This window comes from Caulobacter sp. FG121 (assembly GCF_057809815.1).
Genome location: NZ_JBMDKR010000006.1, coordinates 48,140 through 66,457, shown reverse-complemented (window position 1 = coordinate 66,457; position 18,318 = coordinate 48,140). Strand labels below are relative to the sequence as shown.

Annotated in this window: 15 protein-coding genes; 10 read left to right on the top strand and 5 right to left on the bottom strand. The window is 69.8% G+C overall.

Annotated features, from left to right (window positions below; genetic code table 11):
* Nucleotides 1-46 precede the first annotated feature (46 nt).
* Nucleotides 47-1,549 carry a 2-polyprenylphenol 6-hydroxylase gene (ubiB, locus tag ACODSL_RS15070; RefSeq protein WP_488901530.1) on the top strand — a complete coding sequence of 501 codons (1,503 nt, stop codon included), beginning with the start codon at nucleotides 47-49 and terminating at the stop codon, nucleotides 1,547-1,549.
* Nucleotides 1,550-1,843: 294 nt separating this feature from the next.
* On the opposite strand, the gene ACODSL_RS15065 is transcribed toward ubiB, so the two are convergent.
* Nucleotides 1,844-2,380: a hypothetical protein gene (locus tag ACODSL_RS15065; RefSeq protein WP_488901529.1), complete on the bottom strand. Its 537-nt coding sequence runs from the start codon at nucleotides 2,378-2,380 to the stop codon at nucleotides 1,844-1,846.
* Between the two features lie 127 nt (nucleotides 2,381-2,507).
* Between ACODSL_RS15065 and coaBC the strand changes: the two genes are divergently transcribed.
* The 4 genes from coaBC to ACODSL_RS15045 all read left to right on the top strand — a co-directional run bounded on the left by coaBC (nucleotide 2,508) and on the right by ACODSL_RS15045 (nucleotide 6,540).
* Entirely contained in the window at nucleotides 2,508-3,704 is a 1,197-nt protein-coding gene (gene coaBC, locus ACODSL_RS15060) for a bifunctional phosphopantothenoylcysteine decarboxylase/phosphopantothenate--cysteine ligase CoaBC (protein WP_488901528.1), read from the top strand.
* A complete protein-coding gene (dut, locus tag ACODSL_RS15055; protein WP_488901527.1) occupies nucleotides 3,701-4,156 on the top strand; it encodes a dUTP diphosphatase in 456 nt (151 codons plus the stop codon). The genes coaBC and dut overlap by 4 nt, the downstream gene beginning before the upstream one ends.
* Before the next feature lie 204 nt (nucleotides 4,157-4,360).
* Nucleotides 4,361-5,611, top strand: a complete 1,251-nt coding sequence (locus ACODSL_RS15050; RefSeq protein ID WP_488901526.1) for an acetyl-CoA hydrolase/transferase family protein — start codon at nucleotides 4,361-4,363, stop codon at nucleotides 5,609-5,611.
* Nucleotides 5,612-5,625: 14 nt separating this feature from the next.
* A complete protein-coding gene (locus tag ACODSL_RS15045) occupies nucleotides 5,626-6,540 on the top strand; it encodes a phosphoribosylaminoimidazolesuccinocarboxamide synthase (RefSeq protein ID WP_488901525.1) in 915 nt (304 codons plus the stop codon).
* Nucleotides 6,541-6,547: 7 nt separating this feature from the next.
* On the opposite strand, the gene ACODSL_RS15040 is transcribed toward ACODSL_RS15045, so the two are convergent.
* Both ACODSL_RS15040 and ACODSL_RS15035 read right to left on the bottom strand, forming a co-directional pair.
* Nucleotides 6,548-7,684 (bottom strand): CaiB/BaiF CoA transferase family protein, encoded by a 1,137-nt coding sequence (locus tag ACODSL_RS15040; protein ID WP_488901524.1) that lies wholly within the window; start codon nucleotides 7,682-7,684, stop codon nucleotides 6,548-6,550.
* Nucleotides 7,681-8,142 carry an SAM-dependent methyltransferase gene (locus ACODSL_RS15035; RefSeq protein ID WP_488901523.1) on the bottom strand — a complete coding sequence of 154 codons (462 nt, stop codon included), beginning with the start codon at nucleotides 8,140-8,142 and terminating at the stop codon, nucleotides 7,681-7,683. The genes ACODSL_RS15040 and ACODSL_RS15035 overlap by 4 nt, the downstream gene beginning before the upstream one ends.
* 133 nt (nucleotides 8,143-8,275) lie before the next feature.
* On the opposite strand from ACODSL_RS15035, the gene ACODSL_RS15030 reads away from it, so the two are divergent.
* The 5 genes from ACODSL_RS15030 to ACODSL_RS15010 all read left to right on the top strand — a co-directional run bounded on the left by ACODSL_RS15030 (nucleotide 8,276) and on the right by ACODSL_RS15010 (nucleotide 16,731).
* A complete protein-coding gene (locus ACODSL_RS15030) occupies nucleotides 8,276-9,433 on the top strand; it encodes a PepSY-associated TM helix domain-containing protein (protein ID WP_488901522.1) in 1,158 nt (385 codons plus the stop codon).
* A 111-nt stretch (nucleotides 9,434-9,544) separates the two neighbouring features.
* On the top strand, nucleotides 9,545-11,878 hold the full coding sequence (locus tag ACODSL_RS15025) for a TonB-dependent receptor (RefSeq protein WP_488901521.1): 2,334 nt from the start codon (nucleotides 9,545-9,547) through the stop codon (nucleotides 11,876-11,878).
* A gap of 22 nt (nucleotides 11,879-11,900) precedes the next feature.
* Nucleotides 11,901-12,581 (top strand): Fe2+-dependent dioxygenase, encoded by a 681-nt coding sequence (locus tag ACODSL_RS15020; protein WP_488901520.1) that lies wholly within the window; start codon nucleotides 11,901-11,903, stop codon nucleotides 12,579-12,581.
* Nucleotides 12,582-12,670: 89 nt separating this feature from the next.
* Nucleotides 12,671-15,019 carry a PAS domain-containing hybrid sensor histidine kinase/response regulator gene (locus ACODSL_RS15015; protein ID WP_488901519.1) on the top strand — a complete coding sequence of 783 codons (2,349 nt, stop codon included), beginning with the start codon at nucleotides 12,671-12,673 and terminating at the stop codon, nucleotides 15,017-15,019.
* A 59-nt stretch (nucleotides 15,020-15,078) separates the two neighbouring features.
* The gene (locus ACODSL_RS15010; RefSeq protein ID WP_488901518.1) at nucleotides 15,079-16,731 is read left to right on the top strand and encodes an MFS transporter; all 1,653 of its coding nucleotides are present in this window, start codon (nucleotides 15,079-15,081) and stop codon (nucleotides 16,729-16,731) included.
* Here ACODSL_RS15010 and modB read toward each other — a convergent pair.
* Complete coding sequence (gene modB, locus ACODSL_RS15005; RefSeq protein WP_488901517.1) at nucleotides 16,728-17,420, bottom strand: molybdate ABC transporter permease subunit; 693 nt, start codon at nucleotides 17,418-17,420, stop codon at nucleotides 16,728-16,730. The two genes, ACODSL_RS15010 and modB, sit on opposite strands and share 4 nt — an antisense overlap.
* Nucleotides 17,417-18,310: an NAD(P)-dependent oxidoreductase gene (locus ACODSL_RS15000; protein WP_488901516.1), complete on the bottom strand. Its 894-nt coding sequence runs from the start codon at nucleotides 18,308-18,310 to the stop codon at nucleotides 17,417-17,419. The genes modB and ACODSL_RS15000 overlap by 4 nt, the downstream gene beginning before the upstream one ends.
* Nucleotides 18,311-18,318 lie beyond the last annotated feature (8 nt).

Here is an 18,318-nt window from a genome sequence, read left to right as displayed (position 1 = left end):
CGCCTGCAACTGGGCCCCGGCCTTCGCCGGGGATGCGGCTTAGGGCATGGGCCTGTCCGCCTTCTTCCGACTGCTGGCCGCCGGCTGGACCCTGATCCGCGCCGATGCGCTGATCCCGCGGGAGCTGGACGACGTTCTGCCGCCGGGCGTCCGGACGCTGGCGCGCGCCCTGCGGCTGTTCGCCGGCCGACAGGCCCGGCAGGGCCGGCCGGGAGAAAGACTGGCGCGGTCGCTGGAGCGGCTGGGGCCGGTGGCGATCAAGCTGGGCCAGGTTCTTTCCACCCGGGCCGATATCTTCGGGACGGTGTTCGCCACCGATCTGGCGCACCTGAAGGACGCCCTGCCGCCGTTCCCGACCGCCGAGGCGCGGGCCGAGATCGAGCGGGAGCTGGGCAAGCCCGTGGACGTGCTGTTCCCGGTGTTCGGCGAGCCGGTCGGGGCGGCTTCGCTGGCCCAGGCGCATCGCGCGACGATGGCCGACGGCCGGGAGGTCGCGGTCAAGGTCCTGCGGCCGGGCATCGAGCGGCGCATCGCCGACGACAGCGCCACCCTGATGATGGCCGCCGGACTCATCGAGGCGCTGATCCCGCCCGCCCGGCGGCTGGAGCCGGCGGCCTTCGCCACGACGGTGATCCGCTCGCTGCAGCTGGAGCTGGACATGCGGTTCGAGGCGGCCGGCGCCGCCGAATTGTCCGACATCATGAACCGCGACGGCTGGATGCGCGCGCCGCAGGTGATCTGGGACGGCGTGGCCAAACGGGTGCTGACGCTGGAGTGGGTCGACGGCTTGCCGCTGTCCGACCTGGCGACGCTCGACGCGCCGGGGCTCGACCGCAAGGCCGTGGCCGACAACCTGATCCGGGCCTTCCTCGCCCAGGCGCTGGACCACGGTGTCTTCCACGCCGACCTGCACGAGGGAAATCTGTTCGTCGTCCCGCCGACGGGCATCGTGGCGGTCGATTTCGGCATCGTCGGGCGGCTTTCGCCCGGGACGCGGCGCTATCTGGCCGAGATCCTCTACGGCTTTCTCACCCGCGACTACGCCCGGGTCTCGAAGGCCCACTTCGATGCGGGCTACGTGCCGGCGCACCATGACCCTGAGGCGTTCGCGCAGGCCCTTAGAGCGGTTGGCGAGCCGGTGTTTGGTCGGGCGGCCAGCGAGCTGTCCATGAGCCGGCTGCTGTCGCTTCTGTTCGAGATCACCGCCCTGTTCGACATGCGCCTGCGGCCGGAGCTGGTTCTGCTGCAGAAGACCATGGTCACCGTCGAGGGCGTCGCTCGGCGGCTGTGGCCGGACCACGACCTGTGGGCCGCCGCCGATCCTGTCGTGCGCCGCTGGATCGCCCGGGAACTGTCGCCCGTCGCCCGGGTGAAGGAGTTCGCCGACGAGGCCGTCCGCGCCCTGAGGGCCATCGCGCGGATGGCCGAGGAGAATGCAGCGCGGCCCGTCGTCGTCGCGCCGGTCGAGGGGCCGTCCGGCCTTGTCTGGCTGGCCGCCGGCGCGCTGATCGCCGGACTGGCGTTCGTTGTGGCGCGGCTGCTGGGGTAGAGGGCGCTTGCCCTTGCGCCATTGTACAATCGCCCTTTGGTCTTGATGGAATGATGCGCTCCGGACGGCAGTCCTGGTCAAGGACGACCCCTGCGGGGTCGCCGCTACGCGGCCGCGAAGCGGTCCTTGAGCAGGCCGTCCGTCGGAGCAACACTGGCCGTCAAGACATCAGGAGCGGTCCGCCATGCCCCGCCTTCGGCGAGCACGGACCTTGTCGGTCATCGACGGCGCTTCCCTCTCCACCACGCTTCGCGTGGCCCGCCTCCCGCACTCGCGCCAGGCGCACGGAAGGTTCTACCCGTCGTCCCGCGACCGCGACCGCCTTGCCCCGCCCTCGGCTTCGCGTGTCTTCACCTTGGCCCAGTAGGCGGCCCCGTCGTCCGGCTTGAACATCGTCCTTGGCGCCCCGTCGCGGGTGGCGACCGCGAAGACATTGCTGCCCGGGTCATAGATCAGGGTGTCGCCGTTGGCCCGGGTCAGGGTCTGGGCGCCCCGCGGCGGCTTCGTCACGAAGGCATGCGCCTTGCTGACATAGGCGTCGAGCGATCGGGCGCCGAAGTCGGCCCCGTTGCGCTGGAAGTTGCGCTCGGCGTTCTGCTCGGCGGTGAAGCGGCGACTGGCCGACCACATCGGCTTGCCATCTATGCGCCGGACCGGCGCCGAGCGCGCGTCGGAGGCTGCAGGCGCCTCATCCGTCCCCGCCATGGGGGCGGGGGCGGGCGGGGCCGATGCCGCCTGATGGACCGGCACGGCGGACGCCCCGCCGTCGCAACCTGCCAGAAAGGCGGCGGCCAGCATCACCGCCGACGAAGCCCGGAACAATCCCACCATGATCTTGTCCTTGTCACCCGTTAAAAGTGTATTTGAACAGATCAAGAACATGGGTTTCGGGATTGGTCAAGCGTCCGTGGCGTCGTATGCAGCGACGGGTGTTCATGGCGCTGACGGAGACGCGGGTTTGGCTGGGCGGCGGGTTCTGCTGATCGTCGGGGGCGGCATTGCCGCCTACAAGGCGCTGGAACTGACACGGCTGCTGCGCAAGGCGGGCGTGGCGGTGCGGCCGATCCTGACGAAGGCCGGCGCCGAGTTCGTCACGCCGCTGTCCCTGTCGGCGCTCGCCGAGGACAAGGTCTACAGCGAACTCTTCTCTCTGACGGACGAAGCGGAGATGGGCCATATCGAGCTCTCCCGCTCGGCCGACCTGGTGGTCGTGGCCCCGGCGACGGCCGACCTGATGGCAAAGGCGGCCCATGGCCTGGCCGGGGACCTTGCCTCGACGACCCTGCTGGCGACCGACAAGCCCGTGCTGATGGCGCCGGCGATGAACGTTCGCATGTGGGACCATCCGGCGACGAAGCGGAACCTGGCGACCCTCAAGGGCGACGGCGTGCGGTTCGTGGGGCCTGACGAAGGGGCCATGGCCTGCGGCGAGTTCGGCTATGGCCGGATGGCCGAGCCCGAGGCGATCTTCAACGCGATTCTGGGCCTGCTGGAGGGGCCCGCCGCCCGCCCTTTAGCCGGTAGACATGTGCTGGTGACGGCCGGACCGACGGCCGAGGCGCTCGATCCCGTGCGGTTGCTCACCAACCGCTCGAGCGGCCGGCAGGGCTACGCCATCGCCGGGGCGCTCGCCACGCTGGGCGCCCGCGTGACGCTGGTGTCTGGCCCGGTGAGCCTGCCGACGCCGGCGGGCGTGGACCGGGTGGACGTGGAGTCCGCGCGCGACATGCTGGCGGCCAGCCAGGCGGCCCTGCCGGCCGACGCGGCGGTCTGTGTCGCGGCGGTGGCGGACTGGCGCCCAGACGAGGCGTTCGGCATCAAGCTGAAGAAGGGCAAGGACGGCCCGCCGACCCTGACCCTGGTCGAGAACCCCGACATCCTGGCGACCCTCGCCGCGTCGGGCCCGGCGCGGCCGACGCTGGTTGTCGGGTTCGCGGCCGAGACCAACGACGTCGAGGCGCATGCCCGGGCCAAGCTGGCCCGCAAGGGCTGCGACTGGATCATCGCCAATGATGTGACCGAGCCGGGCGTCATGGGTGGAGAAGAGAATGCGGTGCTGCTGATCACCCGCGAGGGGATCGAGCGCTGGGACCGCGCCCACAAGGACCGGGTCGCCGCCGATCTGGCCGCCCGTATCGCGAAGGCTTTGACGTGACCCCGACCATCCCCGTCGTCCAGCTACCCCACGCCGAGGGCCTGCCGTTGCCGGCCTATGAGACGCCGCTCGCGGCCGGCATGGACCTGCGCGCCGCGGTTCCCGAGGACGAACCGATCATTCTGAAGCCGATGGCCCGGGCCATGGCGCCGACCGGCCTGTCGTTCGCCGTGCCGGCTGGTTTCGAGGCCCAGGTCCGGCCGCGCTCGGGCCTGGCGTCCAAGGCGGGGATCACCTGCCTCAACACGCCCGGCACCATCGACGCGGACTACCGCGGCGAGGTGAAGGTTATCCTGATCAATCTGGGGGAGGAGGACTTCGTCATCCGCCGGGGCGACCGGATCGCCCAGCTCGTGATCGCGCCGGTGGCGGCAGCGACCTGGGAGGCGGTGACGAGCCTCGACGAGACCGTGCGGGGCGCGGGCGGGTTCGGCTCGACTGGCGCCGGCTAGGTCGGGAGTCCGTGGAAGCCCACGTAGCCGAGGAAGCCGCTGACGAACGCCAGACCGGCGATCCAGAGGAAGGGCTTGAGGACGTCGTAGGGGTTATCGACTGCGGCGCGCATGACGCTGAAGGTCCTTTCGGGGCCAAGTATTCAACTGTTGAACACACAGGCGCCGCATACGGTTGCAGGCGTCGTCTGAACCGAGAATGACGTGATTCGCCTGACAGTCGACAAGCTCGCCGAATTGATCGCCCGCCAGTTGAATCCTGGTGGGGGCAGGATCTTCCTGCCGGGCAGCGCCGGAGAGCCGCTGACGTTGCTCGATGCGTGGCGGAGCAGGCCCGAACTGGCCGCCAATCTGACCTTCGTCGGCGCGCCTGTACCGGGGATCAACCGCAACGACTGGGCCGGTCTGCACGAGACGGCCCGGTCGGAAGGGACGTTTCTGTCCGCCGACTGGCGAGCCAGTTTCGAGGCCGGACGGTTCAGCCTGCGGCCGATGACCTGGTTTCAGGCGTTCGGCTGGCTGGGAGAGACGCCGCTCGACGCAGCCGTGTTCCACGTCAGCGAACCCGACGCGGACGGCAACGTCTCGATGGGGATCGCCAGCGACCTCGCGCCGGCCGTCATGGCCCGGGACCTGTTCAAGGTCGCGCTGGTCAATCCGGCCATGCCGCCTGTCCAGGGCCCGGTCTGGCCGCTGGCCGTATTCGACCTCGTCGCCGACGCGCCGCACGATCTGCTGACCTACGACACGGGCACGCTCGACCCGGCGTTCGAGGCGATCAAGCGGCATCTGCAGGCGATCATGCCCGACGGCGCCAGCGTGCAGTTCGGCGTCGGCAAGGCCGGGATCGCGGCGCTGGCGGCGCTGGAGGGGATGAAGGGCCTGCGAATCCACTCCGGCATGGTCACCGATCCGCTGCTGCCGGTGCTCGACTCCGGTGCGCTGACCGAAGTTGTGACGGGCCTGGCGGCGGGATCGCGCGCGCTCTACGACCGCTGCGGTTCAGACAGCCGCATCCGTTTCGAGCCATCGAACGTGACCCATGACATCCGGGTTCTGGCGGAGATCCCGCGCCTGGTGGCGGTCAATTCAGCGATCGAGATCGATCTGTTCGGCCAGGCCAACGCCGAATTCCAGGACGGTCGACAGATCAGCGGCGTCGGCGGGCTGACCGACTTCCTGCGCGGCGCGCGGCTGTCGAAAGGCGGGCTGCCGATCCTCGCCCTGCCGGCCAGCGCGCGACGGGGCGAGATCAGCCGCATCGTGCCGCGCCTGCCGCCGACGGCCGTCTCTGTTCCGAGAGCGGATGTCGGGCTGGTGATTACCGAGCATGGCGTGGCCGACCTGCGCGGCCTGACGCTCGATGGCCGCGCCGAGGCGCTGATCGCGGTGGCCGAACCGGCCCATCGGGATGGACTCGCCGACAGCTGGGCGGCTATCCGGCGGAGCCTTTGACCGTGAGCGCGACCATGGATCTCCTGACCAGCAGCGACCTCCCCCTCGACCTTATCGGACGGGGAAAGGTGCGCGACATCTACGCTGTCGGCGATGACCGGCTGCTGTTGATCGCGACCGACCGGGTCAGCGCCTTCGACGTGGTGATGGCCGAGCCCGTCCCCATGAAGGGCGCCGTGTTGACCCAGCTCAGCGCCTGGTGGTTCCGGCGCCTGGATGGCGTGGTGCGCCACCACATGCTGTCGGTCGATCCCGACGAGATCATCGCCGCGGCCCCCGTGCTGGCCCCCCACCGCGCGAGCCTCGTGGGGCGGGCGATGCTCTGCCGCCGGGTGACGGTCGTGCCGGTCGAGTGCGTCGTGCGTGGCTATCTCTCGGGCTCCGCCTGGAAGGAATATGCGGACTCCGGGACACTGGCGGGCGAAGCCCTGCCGGCCGGGCTCCGCAAGAGCGAGCGGCTTGACCCGCCGGTGTTCAGCCCGGCGACCAAGGCCGAGACCGGCCACGACGAGAACATCTCTGTCGCGCGGATGGGCGCGGTCGTCGGCGCGGCCCTGGCCGCCGAGCTGGAGGCGCTGAGCCGCACCGTTTACGAAGCCGGTCGGGCCCTGGCCGCCGAGCGCGGGCTCATTCTGGCCGACACCAAGTTCGAGTTCGGCCGGGACGCGCAGGGTAGGGTCGTGCTGATCGACGAGGTGATGACGCCGGACAGCTCGCGCTATTGGCCCGCGGGGGGCTGGTCTGTCGGCGAGACCCCGCCCAGCTTCGACAAGCAGCCGCTGCGCGATTACCTCGACGCGGAACGCGCCGCCGGTCGCTGGAACGGCGAGGCGCCCCCGCCGCCCTTGCCGGAGGCGGTCGTGAGGGCGACGTCGGAGCGGTATCTGGAGCTTTACCGGCGGATGACCGGCGAAGATCTGACCGTCTGACCGTCGGTCAGAGCAATTCGTCTGTGTGTTCCCCAAGTTTCGGAGACCGGACGCCCGGCATGCGGACGCCGTCAATCTTCAGCGGGGCGGCCAGCATGTGCAGACCCTGCGGCCGGTCCGGGTGATCGACCACATCCCGCATGCCGACCTCGGCGACAAACGGGTTGTCGAGCGCCTGGAACAGATCGTTGACCGGGCCGAAGGGGACGCGCCCCGCGAACAGGGCGCTCCAGTGCGCGGTCGGCTCCGTCGCGAACAGGACGTCGAGCGCCTCGGTCAGGGCCGGAAGATTGCGCGCCCGGTCGGCGAGCGTGGCGAAGCGCAGATCGGCGGCCAGGTCCGGGCGGCTGATCAGGTCGCAGAGCTCTCCCCAGAATTTCTCGTTCATGCACATCAGCTGGCCGTAGCCGTCGGCCGTCTTCACCCGCTGCACCGGGGCCAGCGAGGGGTGTGCGCCGGCCGGCATGCGGACCGTCGGATGGTGCTCGTTCATCGCCCAGACGGCCGGGTAGCTGAGCTGGTGCAGGGCCACGTCGAACAGTGACACGTCCACGTCGCAGCCCTCGCCCGTGGCGCGGGCCGAGAGGATGCCGCTGACCACGCCGAAGGCGAAGGTCGCCCCGCTCATGAAGTCGATGATCGAGACGCCCATGCGGGCGGGCGGGCCGTCCGGCTCGCCGGTCAGGCTCATCAGGCCGCACTCTGCCTGCATCGGATAGTCGTAGCCCGGCCAGCCCTCGCGGCTGTTGCCCCGGCCGTAGGCCGACAGGTGGCCGCAGACGATGGCCGGGTTGATGGCCTTGAGGGCGTGGTAGGTCAGGCCGAGCTTGGCCGGCTGGTCGCCGCGCAGGTTGTTGACCACGGCCTCGGCCGAGGCGACCAGCCGCTCGAAATCGGCCCGGCCCTCCGGCGTCTTCAGTTCGATGGCGGCGGATTTCTTGCCGCGCGAGAAGGTCTGGAAATACAGGCTGTCGTTGTCGCCCAGCATGAAGGGTCCGGTCGGGCGCGAGGCGTCGCCGCCCATGGACGGGGCCTCGATCTTGATCACCTCCGCGCCCAGTTCGGACATCAGCAGGGTGGCGTAGGGCCCGGCCCCATAGTGTTCGATGGTCAGGACGCGCACGCCCTGCAGGGGTCGCTTCACCAGTAGGTCTCCATGATTTCGGCCGCCCAGGCCGGCTCGCGGACGTCGCCGCGCGGCAGGAAGCCGCTGAGCACCGGCTTGATGTCGACGACGGGGGTGCCGTCGATGGCGTCGAGGCCCTCGACCTCCAGGCTCAGGCCGTCGACCGAGACGATGCGGCAGACCGAGACGCCCAGCCGGTTGGGCCGGTTTCGGCCGCGCTGGGCGAAGATCCCGACCAACGGCCAGTCCTCGCGGCCGCGCGGGCGGCGCGCGCCGTTGACGATCTCCGCGTCGGTGATGCGGTCGAAGACGAAGACGATCTCGGCATGGGAGAAGTCGGTCAGGCCGAACAGGGCTTCCGGGCCGAACCGCGCCGGGTCGAGGTCGATGCGCGCGCGGCTGGGACCCCAGTCGTCGTCGATGGCCGCCTCACGGCCACCCCGAACATGGCCGACCGCCTCGATCGCGAATGTCATGGACGCCTCCCTTGCCTGGACGGCACGGGGCTAGGCCGGGCCACGGGGCGGGTCAAGCGGAGCGACTTGCATTTGAGAACTATTCGCATTAACGCCGGAGCCGTTATCCGCTCCCAGCTACCGGAACCCAGCCTTGACCAAGTCCCTGCTCGGCCGCCTGCGCCGCTTCTGGCTCGATGTTCACCTGTGGATCGGCGTGGGGCTGTTCATTCTGCTGGTTCCGCTCGGCCTGTCGGGCGCGGCGCTGGTCTGGCACGACGGGCTGGACACGCTGCTGCATCCGCAGCGCTTCGCTGTCTCCCGGGGCGATACGACCCTGGCGGCTTCGGCCTATCTCGACGCGGCCCGAAAGGCCTACGGCGAGCGGGCGACGGTGACCCAACTTCGCATGCCCGAAAAAGCCGGCAAGCCGGTCATCGCCAGCGGCCGGGTCAACGGTCCGCCGCCGGCGCCGGGCCAGCGCCCGCGCAGCCTGACCGCCTGGATCGACCCCGCCACCGCCCGGGTGCTCGATGTGGCCGACACCCGCAATGAACTCATCGGCGTTATGCACCGGCTGCACGGCAGCCTGCTGATCAGCACGCCGGGGCTCGGTCGCAAGATCGTCGGCTGGCTGGGCTGGGCCATGAGCGTTTCCTGCCTGACCGGCCTGTGGCTGTGGTGGCCGCGCAACGGCAAGGTCGTGCGGGGCCTGCGCTGGCTGCGCTCGCCCTCGACCTTCAACAACCTGCACCACATGGTCGGGTTCTGGGTGCTGGTCCCGCTGCTGATCGTGTCCCTGACGGGCGTCTACATCTCCTTCCCGGAGACCAGCCGCAGGCTGTTCGGCATCGAGACGGCCGGCGGCCCGCGAGGCGGCCAGCGTCCGGCCGCCGCGCCGCCGCTGGCCCGGCCCGGCCTGCCGATCGACATGGCCGTCGCCGCCGCCATGGCTGAAAAGCCCGGCGCGCGGCTCGCCGCCATCACCCTGCCCACCGAAGGCCGCCGGCCGGCCTGGCGCATCCAGTTCGCGGCCGAGGGCGAGGGGCCCGGACCGATGGTCCAGGTCGCCGACGAAGACGGATCCATCCGCAAAGGCCGGGGCCCGACGGGCCCCGGACAACCCGACCCGCTGTCGCGCACCATGCGGACGGTCCATGACGCGCAGGACGCGCCCTGGCTCTGGCAGCTGCTGGTGTTCATCACCGGCGTCGCGCCGGCGTTGCTGGGCGTCACCGGCACGGTGATGTGGCTGCGTCGCCGCGGCCGCCGCGCCCACCTGAGCCGCCTGCGCGCCACGCACGCGGATTAAATCTCTTTTTGAGAATGATTCTCATTGCGGCGTTGCAATGTGAAAGTTAAGAACGACTCGCAATCGCAATTATGCGCCGCCGCGGCGCATCAGGTTTCGGGGACAGACTTCATGCGTACGATTTCAGGCGGCGTCACCGCCCGCGCCAAACGGGCTCTCGGCGTAGCGGCGGTGGCGGGCGCGGCCGGGTTGTCCCTGTCGCCGGCCCTGGCGAACGCCGCCGAGAGCAGCGCCATGGTGACGGCCGCCGCCGACGCGGCGCCCACCGAGTTGTCCGGCATCGAGGTGCATGGCGAAAAGGACCGCCCGAGCTCGCCGAAGTACACCACCGCGCCGGTCGATACGCCGCAGACCGTCACCGTCGTGTCCGGCCGGACGATCCGTGACCAGAACCTGCTGACCCTGCGCGATATCCTGCAGACCGTGCCCGGCATCACCTTCGGGGCCGGCGAGGGCGGCGGCGGCTACGGCGACAGCATCAATCTGCGCGGCTACTCGGCCAACAACGACGTGACCACCGACGGCCTGCGCGACAGCGCCCAGTACAGCCGCACCGACCCGTTCAACCTGCAACAGATCGAGGTGATCAACGGGGCCAACTCCGTCTACGCCGGCGCGGGCTCCGTGGGCGGATCGATCAACCTGGTCAGCAAGGCGCCGCGCGCCTCCGACAGCGGCGTCTTCACCGCCGGGGTCGGCACGGACGGCTACGGCCGGCTGACGCTCGACGCCAACCGCGTGATCGGCGACCAGATCGCCGTCCGCCTGAATGCCATGGCGCACAACAACGACGCGCCGGGCCGCGACGTGGAGCACTTCAGCCGTTGGGGGATCGCGCCGTCGATCACCTTCGGGCTCACCGGCCCCACGCGGGTGACGGTCTCCTACCTGCACCAGGAGGACGAGAATGTTCCGCAGTACGGCGTGCCCTATGCGTCGAACGCCTTCCTCAACGGGCCGCTGCCCGGCGTGAAGCCGTCGAGCTACTACGGCTACCGCAACATCGACACGCAGGAGATCGGCGTCGACAGCCTGACCCTGAACATCGTGCACGAGATCAGCGACAGCCTGACGGTGACCAACACCAGCCGCTGGCAGCAGATCACCCAGCTGACCATCGTCGACCCGCCGCAGGGGGCCTGGTGCCTGGCCAGCGGCTTCAACGCCCAGACCGGCGCGGCTTGCGGCACGCCCGGCGTCTACAGCCTCAGCGGACCGCGCGGGAACCTGCGCGACACCACCAACACCCAGCTGGTCAGCCAGACCGACTTCAACTGGAAGTTCACCACGGGGTCCTGGTCGCACAACCTGGTTCTGGGGGCGTCCTTCTCCAACGAGACCTACGACCTGACCACTGGGCGGCTGTTCTTCAACGGCAACGGCTCCGCCGTGGCGCTGCCGACCATGAGCATCGCCAATCCCGACAGCCTCTACGCCGGGCCGGTCAACTTCCTTGAAAGCGCGATCAGCGACGGCCAGCTGGCCAACCAGGCGCTGTACCTGTTCGACACGGTCGAGCTTGGCCCGCACTGGCAGCTGAACGGCGGCGCGCGGGTCGAGCACAACGAAGGCGAATTCGTCTCTACGCCCTACACCTGGATGGTCGGAACGCCGCCGGTGCGAGTGGCCGGGGCCACGACCATCGCCCGGAACGAGGAGACGCTGGTCTCCTACCGTCTGGGTCTGGTCTACAAGCCGGCGGCCAACGCCAGCCTCTACATCGCCTATGGCAACACCCAGACGCCGTCGCAGGCGACGGTCAACGGCGGCTGCGCGGTGACCGGCACGGCCCAGAACTGCAACGTCGATCCGGAAAAGGGCCAGGTGCTCGAGGTCGGCGCCAAGTGGGACACGTTCGACGGCCGGCTGTCGCTGACCGCCGCCCTGTTCCAGAACGAGCGGACCAACATCCGCCTGAACTCCAACGACCCGGCCATCCCGGTGCAGCAGCTGGACGGCGCGTCCCGCGTGCGCGGTCTGGCCCTCGGCGCGGCCGGCCAATTGACCGATCGCTGGACGATCCTCGCCAACTACACCTTCCTCGACAGCGAGATCCTTCAGAACGTCGCCGGCACGGCCCTGCCGCCGAACGACGTCGACTACACCAGGGGTGACCCGATCCCGATCACGCCGCGCCACGCCTTCAACCTGTGGACCACGGTGATGGTCACCGACAGGGTGATGATGGGGTACGGGGCGACCTACGCCGGCGAGTATGCCTTCGCCCGCGCCGCCGTCGGGGCGCCGCTGCTCTGGTCGGACAGCTACTGGCTGCACAACGCCTCGCTGACCTGGACCGCCAGCGACGCCGTCAGCGTCCAGGTCAACATCAAGAACCTGACCGACCAGGCCTACTACACGCGCATCCGCTCCAACGCCGGGTTCGGCTGGGCGACGCCGGGTGACGCGCGGTCGGCGCAGATAACCCTGAACTACCGGTTTTGACGGGCGCGGGAGGACCAGCGCGATGATGCTCCAGATTCCCGGCGTGCTGGACAAGGATGAGGTCGCGCGGATTCGGTCCCTGATCGATGCGGCGGACTGGACCGATGGCAATGTGACATCCGGGTTCCAGTCGGCCCTGGCCAAGCAGAACCGGCAGCTGCCGGAAGGCTCCGACGCGGCCCGCGAGGCCGGCGCGGCCATTCTGGCGGCGCTTCAGCGCCATCCGCTGTTCCTCTCGGCCGCGCTGCCGGCGCGGATCTTTCCGCCTCTGTTCAACGCCTACGGCGTCGGCGACGGCTTCGGCGATCACATCGACAACGCGATCCGCCGCGACCGGGAGGGGCGACAGTTCCGCACCGACCTTTCGGCGACGCTCTTCCTGACCGAGCCCGAGGACTACGATGGCGGGGAGCTGACGGTTGACGACACCTACGGCGTTCACCAGGTGAAACTCGCCGCCGGGGATCTGATCCTCTATCCCGCCTCCAGTCTGCACCGGGTTGAGCGCATCACCCGCGGGGCCCGCGTCTCAGGCTTCTTCTGGATCCAGAGTCTCGTGCGGGACGACGCTCGCCGCACCCTGCTGTTCGATATGGACCTGGCCATCCAGCGGGCCGGGGCCGGTCTGGGGGCCGGGGACGCGGCGGTGGTTTCGCTGACCGGCGCGTACCACAACCTGCTGCGGATGTGGGCCGAGACCTGAACCCCCGTTCCGGGCCACGTCCACGACCGTTTGAATACCCCGCGTTTACCCGTGGTCGTCATGCTCGCCGCGAACAGGGCGGAAACGGCATGGCCGGCGCAAAGACCGGAAGAGCATCGGCGAAACGGCGCGGACCCAAATCCGCGGCGGCGCGCTGGTTCTTCGACAACTCCCTCGACATGTTCGCGGTGGTCAACCGCGACGGCGTCTTCACCGACGTCAATGACGCGTGGGAGCGGATCACCGGCTGGCGACGCGAGGACCTGGTCGGCAAGACGATCTTCGAGTTCCTCCACGAGGACAGCTACGACGAGGCCCGCGACTCCCGTCGGCGCATGAAGCGCGACGGCCACACGGTCAACCAGCTGAAGATCCGCTGTCAGGACGGGCGCTGGATCTGGATCCAGGGCCGGTCCAGGCTTGACCCGAACGACCACATGGTCGGCACCCTGCAGGACATCACCGAGACCGTCCTCCAGAAGGAGGAGCTCGAGGCCGCCCGCCGGACCCGCTCGATGCTGTCCGAGGCCGCCGGCATCGGCAGCTGGAGCTATGAGCCCTACAGCGATCGCATCGAATGGTCCGACGATATCCTGGCGCTCTGCGGCTGGGACCAGGCGGACATCGACACGCCTGAGAAATTTCACGCCATCGTCGATCCGGCTCAGCGGGACATGGTCGACGCGACCTTCCGTCAGAGCGTCCGGTCAGGCGAAGGCGCGACGATCGAGCATCGGTTCCTCACCCGGGACGGCCGATGGCTGACCATGCGGGCCACCTTCCGCACCGAGCGGCGGGGACGGGTCTTCGCCCTCAAGGGCATCTCGCAGGACGTGAGCGAGCTCGCCGAGGCCCGGGATGCCGCGCGCGAGGGCGAGGCGCGGGTTCAGGCGCTGATGGAGCGAGCGCGCATGGATGCCTGGCGGCAGGAGCTGGCGCTTGGCGCCGCCGACGCCGGGGCCTTCGAGATCGATCACGCCGGCCGAACCTTCTGGGCCAGCGAGCAGTTCTTCCGGCTGGTCGGCCGGCGCATGACCTACAAGGAAATGGCCGTCCCGCTCTGGCCGTTCGTGCATCCCGAAGACAGGACGCTCGTGCGGGAAACGAACCGGCGCTGGGCCGGCGGCGTTGAAAACGTCTCCATGGAATTCCGCATTCTCATGCCGGACGGCCAGGAGCGCTGGGTGCGCACCTTCTACCGGCTCGACAGGCCCAGCCGAAAAGGCGTGGGTCTTGTTCTGGATATCGACGCCCGCAAGCGGCAGGAACTGGCGCTGGTCGAGGCGCAGCGGGCCGCTGAAGCAGCGGCAGAGGCCAAGGCGAGTTTCCTCGCCAACATGAGCCACGAAATTCGCACGCCGATGAACGGCGTGCTCGGCGTGCTCCATCTGCTGAAGAACGAGACGATCAGCGACGGCGGCCAGCGGCTGCTGGACGAAGCCCTGACCTGTGGCGAGATGCTCTCGACACTGCTCGATGACGTGATCGACTTCGAGCGGATCGAGGCGGGCCGGCTTGAACTTTCAGACGAGGCGGTCGACGCCGGCGAACTGGCGCGCGGCGTCTTCCGGCTGCTGGAGCCGCAGGCGCGCGCCAAGGGCCTGACGCTGACGCTGGAGGGTGCGGACGACCTGGGCTGGGTGCGAACCGACCCTGTGCGGCTGCGCCAATGCCTGTTCAATCTGATGGGCAACGCCGTGAAGTTCACGCTGGAGGGCGGGGTGACGCTGCGCTGCGAGCGCCCGGCGCCCGGGCGGCTGGCGTTCGGCGTGCGGGACACCGGCATCGGTATCGCGCCGGAGGCCCAGGACCGGCTGTTCGAACGCTTCCACCAGGCCGACGCTACCACGACCCGACGGTTCGGCGGCTCCGGCCTCGGTCTGAGCATCACCCGCCGACTGGCGGAGATGATGGGTGGCCAGGTCACTTTCGAATCTGCGGCAGGCGTCGGCTCGACCTTCCGGATCGAGATCGCCGCCGTGGACGCGGTCGCCGCGGGCCCCGCCGCCGAGCTGGCGGGGGCGCCGCTCGAAGGGCTGCGAATTCTTGTTGTCGAGGACAACCCGACCAACCGGATGATCGCGGTGAAGATGCTCGAGAGCCTCGGCGCGTCCGCGCAGACCGCGTGCGACGGAGCCGAGGGCGTGGCCACCGCCGCCGCGGGGGCGTTCGACCTGATCCTGATGGACATCCAGATGCCCGACATGGACGGCATGGAGGCCTGCCGCCGCATCCGCGCGCAGACCGGTCCGTCCGCGACAACCCCGATGATCGCCCTGACCGCCAACGTCCTGGCGCATCAGCGGGAGACCTATCTGGCCGCCGGCATGGACGGCGTGGTCGGCAAACCGGTCTCGCCCGCGGCTCTGCTGGCGGAGATTTCCCGGCTCGCCGCCGACCCGGGTGAAGCGACGCCTGAACAGGCCCGGATCGCCTGACACCTTCCCCCCGGCGTGGGTCGTGCTAGACCTGCGTCAAAACCGGGGGGTACGTAACCATGGCCAGCACGACAACCAGTGAAGACGCGCCCGTCTCGATGCGGACCGTGGTCCTGGCGTCTTCCGCCGGCACGGCCTTTGAGTGGTATGACTTCTTCGTCTTCGGCACGCTGGCGTCGGTCATCGGCAAGAACTTCTTCGCCGAGCTCGGCGACACGGCAGGTGTCCTTGCGGCCCTGGGCCTGTTCGGCGCCGGCTTCTTCTTCCGGCCGCTCGGCGCCCTGATCTTCGGCCGCATCGGCGACAAGGCCGGCCGCAAGGGCGCATTCCTGATCACCGTCATCCTGATGGGCGCGGCGACCTTCGCCATCGGCCTGCTGCCGACCTACGCCATGGCCGGGCCGCTGGCCCCGCTGCTGCTGATCCTGATGCGCATCATCCAGGGCACAGCGCTGGGCGGTGAGTACGGCGGCGCGGCGATCTACGTCGCCGAGCACGCGCCGGACGGCAAGCGCGGCGCGATGACCGGCTGGATCCAGACCTCCGCCGCCTTCGGCCTGCTCGGCGCCCTGCTGGTGATCCTGGCGGCCCGCACGGCGCTGGGCGAAGAGGCCTTCCTCGCCTGGGGCTGGCGCATTCCGTTCCTCGTTTCGGTCGGCCTGCTGGGCGTGTCGATCTTCATGCGCCTTAAGCTGTCGGAGAGCCCCTCGTTCCAGAAGCTCAAGGACGCCGGCGAACAGGCCGAGCACCCGTTCCGCGAAGCCTTCGGCCAGTGGAAAAACCTGAAACTGGTGCTGCTGGCGCTGGTTGCGATCATGTTCGCCCAGGGGGCCGTCTGGTACACCGCCTTCTTCTATCTGCCGGTGTTTCTCGAGCGCTTCCTCAAGGTCGAGCCGAAGACGGTCAACCTACTGGTGATGGCCGCGACCGCCGTCAGCGCGCCGCTCTATGTCTTCTTCGGCTGGCTGTCGGACAAGGTCGGCCGCAAGTGGGTGCTGTGGTTCGGCATGACCCTGGCGCTGGCGGCGTTCTTCCCCGCCTTCCACCAGATGGCCCGCTACGCCAACCCCGCGCTGGCCGAGGCCGAGCAGCGCATGCCCGTGACCGTGATCGCCGATCCGGCCGCCTGCCACCTGCAGTTCGACCCGGTGGGCAAGGCCGTGTTCACCAGCTCCTGCGACATCGCCAAGAGCGCCCTGGCCAACGCCGGCGTGTCCTACGTCAACAGGCCCGGGCCCGCCGGCGCCGTGGCGCGCGTCGAGGTGGGCGCCGCTGAAGTCGTGGCCGTCGAAGGCGCAGGTCTGGACAAGGCGGCGCTCAAGGCGGCCAAGACCGACTTCGAGACCCGGCTGAAGGCCGCGCTGGCCGCCGCCGACTATCCGGCCAAGGCCGATGCCGCGCGCATGAACCTGCCGGCGCTGTTCGGGATCATCATGATCTTCGTCGTCGCCGCCACGGCGCTATACGGGCCACAGGCTTCAGCCCTCGTCGAGCTGTTTCCGACCCGGGTTCGCTATACGGCGCTGTCATTGCCCTATCACGTCGGCACCGGCTGGGTCGGCGGCTTCGTGCCGTTCACGGCCTTCGCCATCGTGACGGCCACCGGCGATATCTACGCCGGGCTCTGGTACCCGCTGATCTTCACCCTGATCAGCGTCGTCGCGACCCTGTTCCTCTGGCCCGAGACGCGGGGACGATCGCTGGACGCCTAACCCCGCCCCGTCGGCCGTTCCACCGCCCTGACCAGCGCGTTCGACGCGAACACCGCCGCCACCGCGATGGCGCCGGCGACGATGCAGAGCGTCAGGGCGCGGCCCTCGCCGCCCGGGGACTGCACCGCCTGGTAGATGGCCGTCGGCAGGGTCAGGGTCTCGCCCGGGATCGCCGCGGCGAAGGTGATGGTCGCCCCGAACTCGCCGAGCGCCTTGGCGAAGCCGAGCACCGCCCCGGCGATCAAGCCTGGACCCGCCAACGGGATGGTGATCCGCACAAGGCGCAGCAACGGCCGGGCGCCGAGGGTGCGGGCCACTTCGTCGACTTCGGGGTCGATCGACTCGATGGCCAGCCGGATCGGCCGCACCATGAGCGGGAAGGCCATCACCGCCGAGGCAAGGGCCGCGCCGGTCCAGTCGAAGGCGAACACGATGCCCATCTCCGCCAGCGGCCTCCCGAGCGGTCCGTTGCGGCCGAGCAGGATCAACAGGACATAGCCGGTCGCCACAGGCGGCAGCACCAGCGGCAGATGCACCAGCGCATCGAGCAGGGACCGGCCGGCAAACCGCCCGCGCGCCAGCAGCAGGGCGACCCCGAACGCGACCGGCAGGGAAAACAGCGTAGCTGTCGCCGCCACCTTCAGCGACAGGGCGATCGCGTCCAGGTCGGCGGGCGACAGGGCGGTCACGCCTCAGGCGCGGCGAGCAGCACCTCGACCGCCACGCCGGCCTCGGCCAACGCCCTGATTTCACGCGGATCAATCGGGCCGGTGACCAGGCGCACGACCTGCCGACCGGCGCGGGCCAGGGCGATCAGATGTTCCGCGCCGGCGTCACCGAGCGTCAGCCGGCCCGCGTCACGGCGCGCCATGCCGAGAATGGACGGCTCGACGCCGTCGGGAATGACCAGGCAGTCCGCTTCGGACAACACCCGCGCGGCACGCAGGGTCAGCAGGTCCGAGGGGCCCTTGCCGGCGACGAACCGGACCAGGCCGGTGGGCTGAACGCCGCGGGCGATCGCTTCCTTCAACAGGGCGCTTGCGCGCTCCATGTCACCGTCCATCGCCGCCTGGGCCGTGGGACTGGCGAGGATCTCTCGCAGGAAGGTCCGGCGCGTGGCCGCGTCGGGCATGGCTTCGCGGACCTCGGCCTGATGCTGGCGCAGCAGGGCCGCGACCCGGCCGGAGCCTTCGGGAATGCGGGTCTCGATGGCATTGCGCAGCAGGGCCGCCAGCATCGGCGCCCCGCCACCCGTGCCGATGGCCGCGACGACCTCACCCCGGTCGATCAGAGCGGGCGTGAAGAAGTCCGACAGGTCGGGGCGGTCGACGACATTGACCAGGGCCCGCGCCGCCCGCGCCGCGCCGGCCGCCGCCTGCACGAACAGTTCGTCGCCGGCGATGAAGGCCAGGATGGCGCCCGAATAGGCCCCCGCGAGGAAGGCCGAGGGTCCGTCCAGTCGCACGATGTGCGCGGGCGAGCCATCGAACAGCCGCGCCTTGGCGTCGGCGGCCTCACCGGAGCCGGCGATGACCACCTTGCGGCCGGCCAGGGGGAAGAAGGCTGGAAAGGCGTCCACCGGGTCTC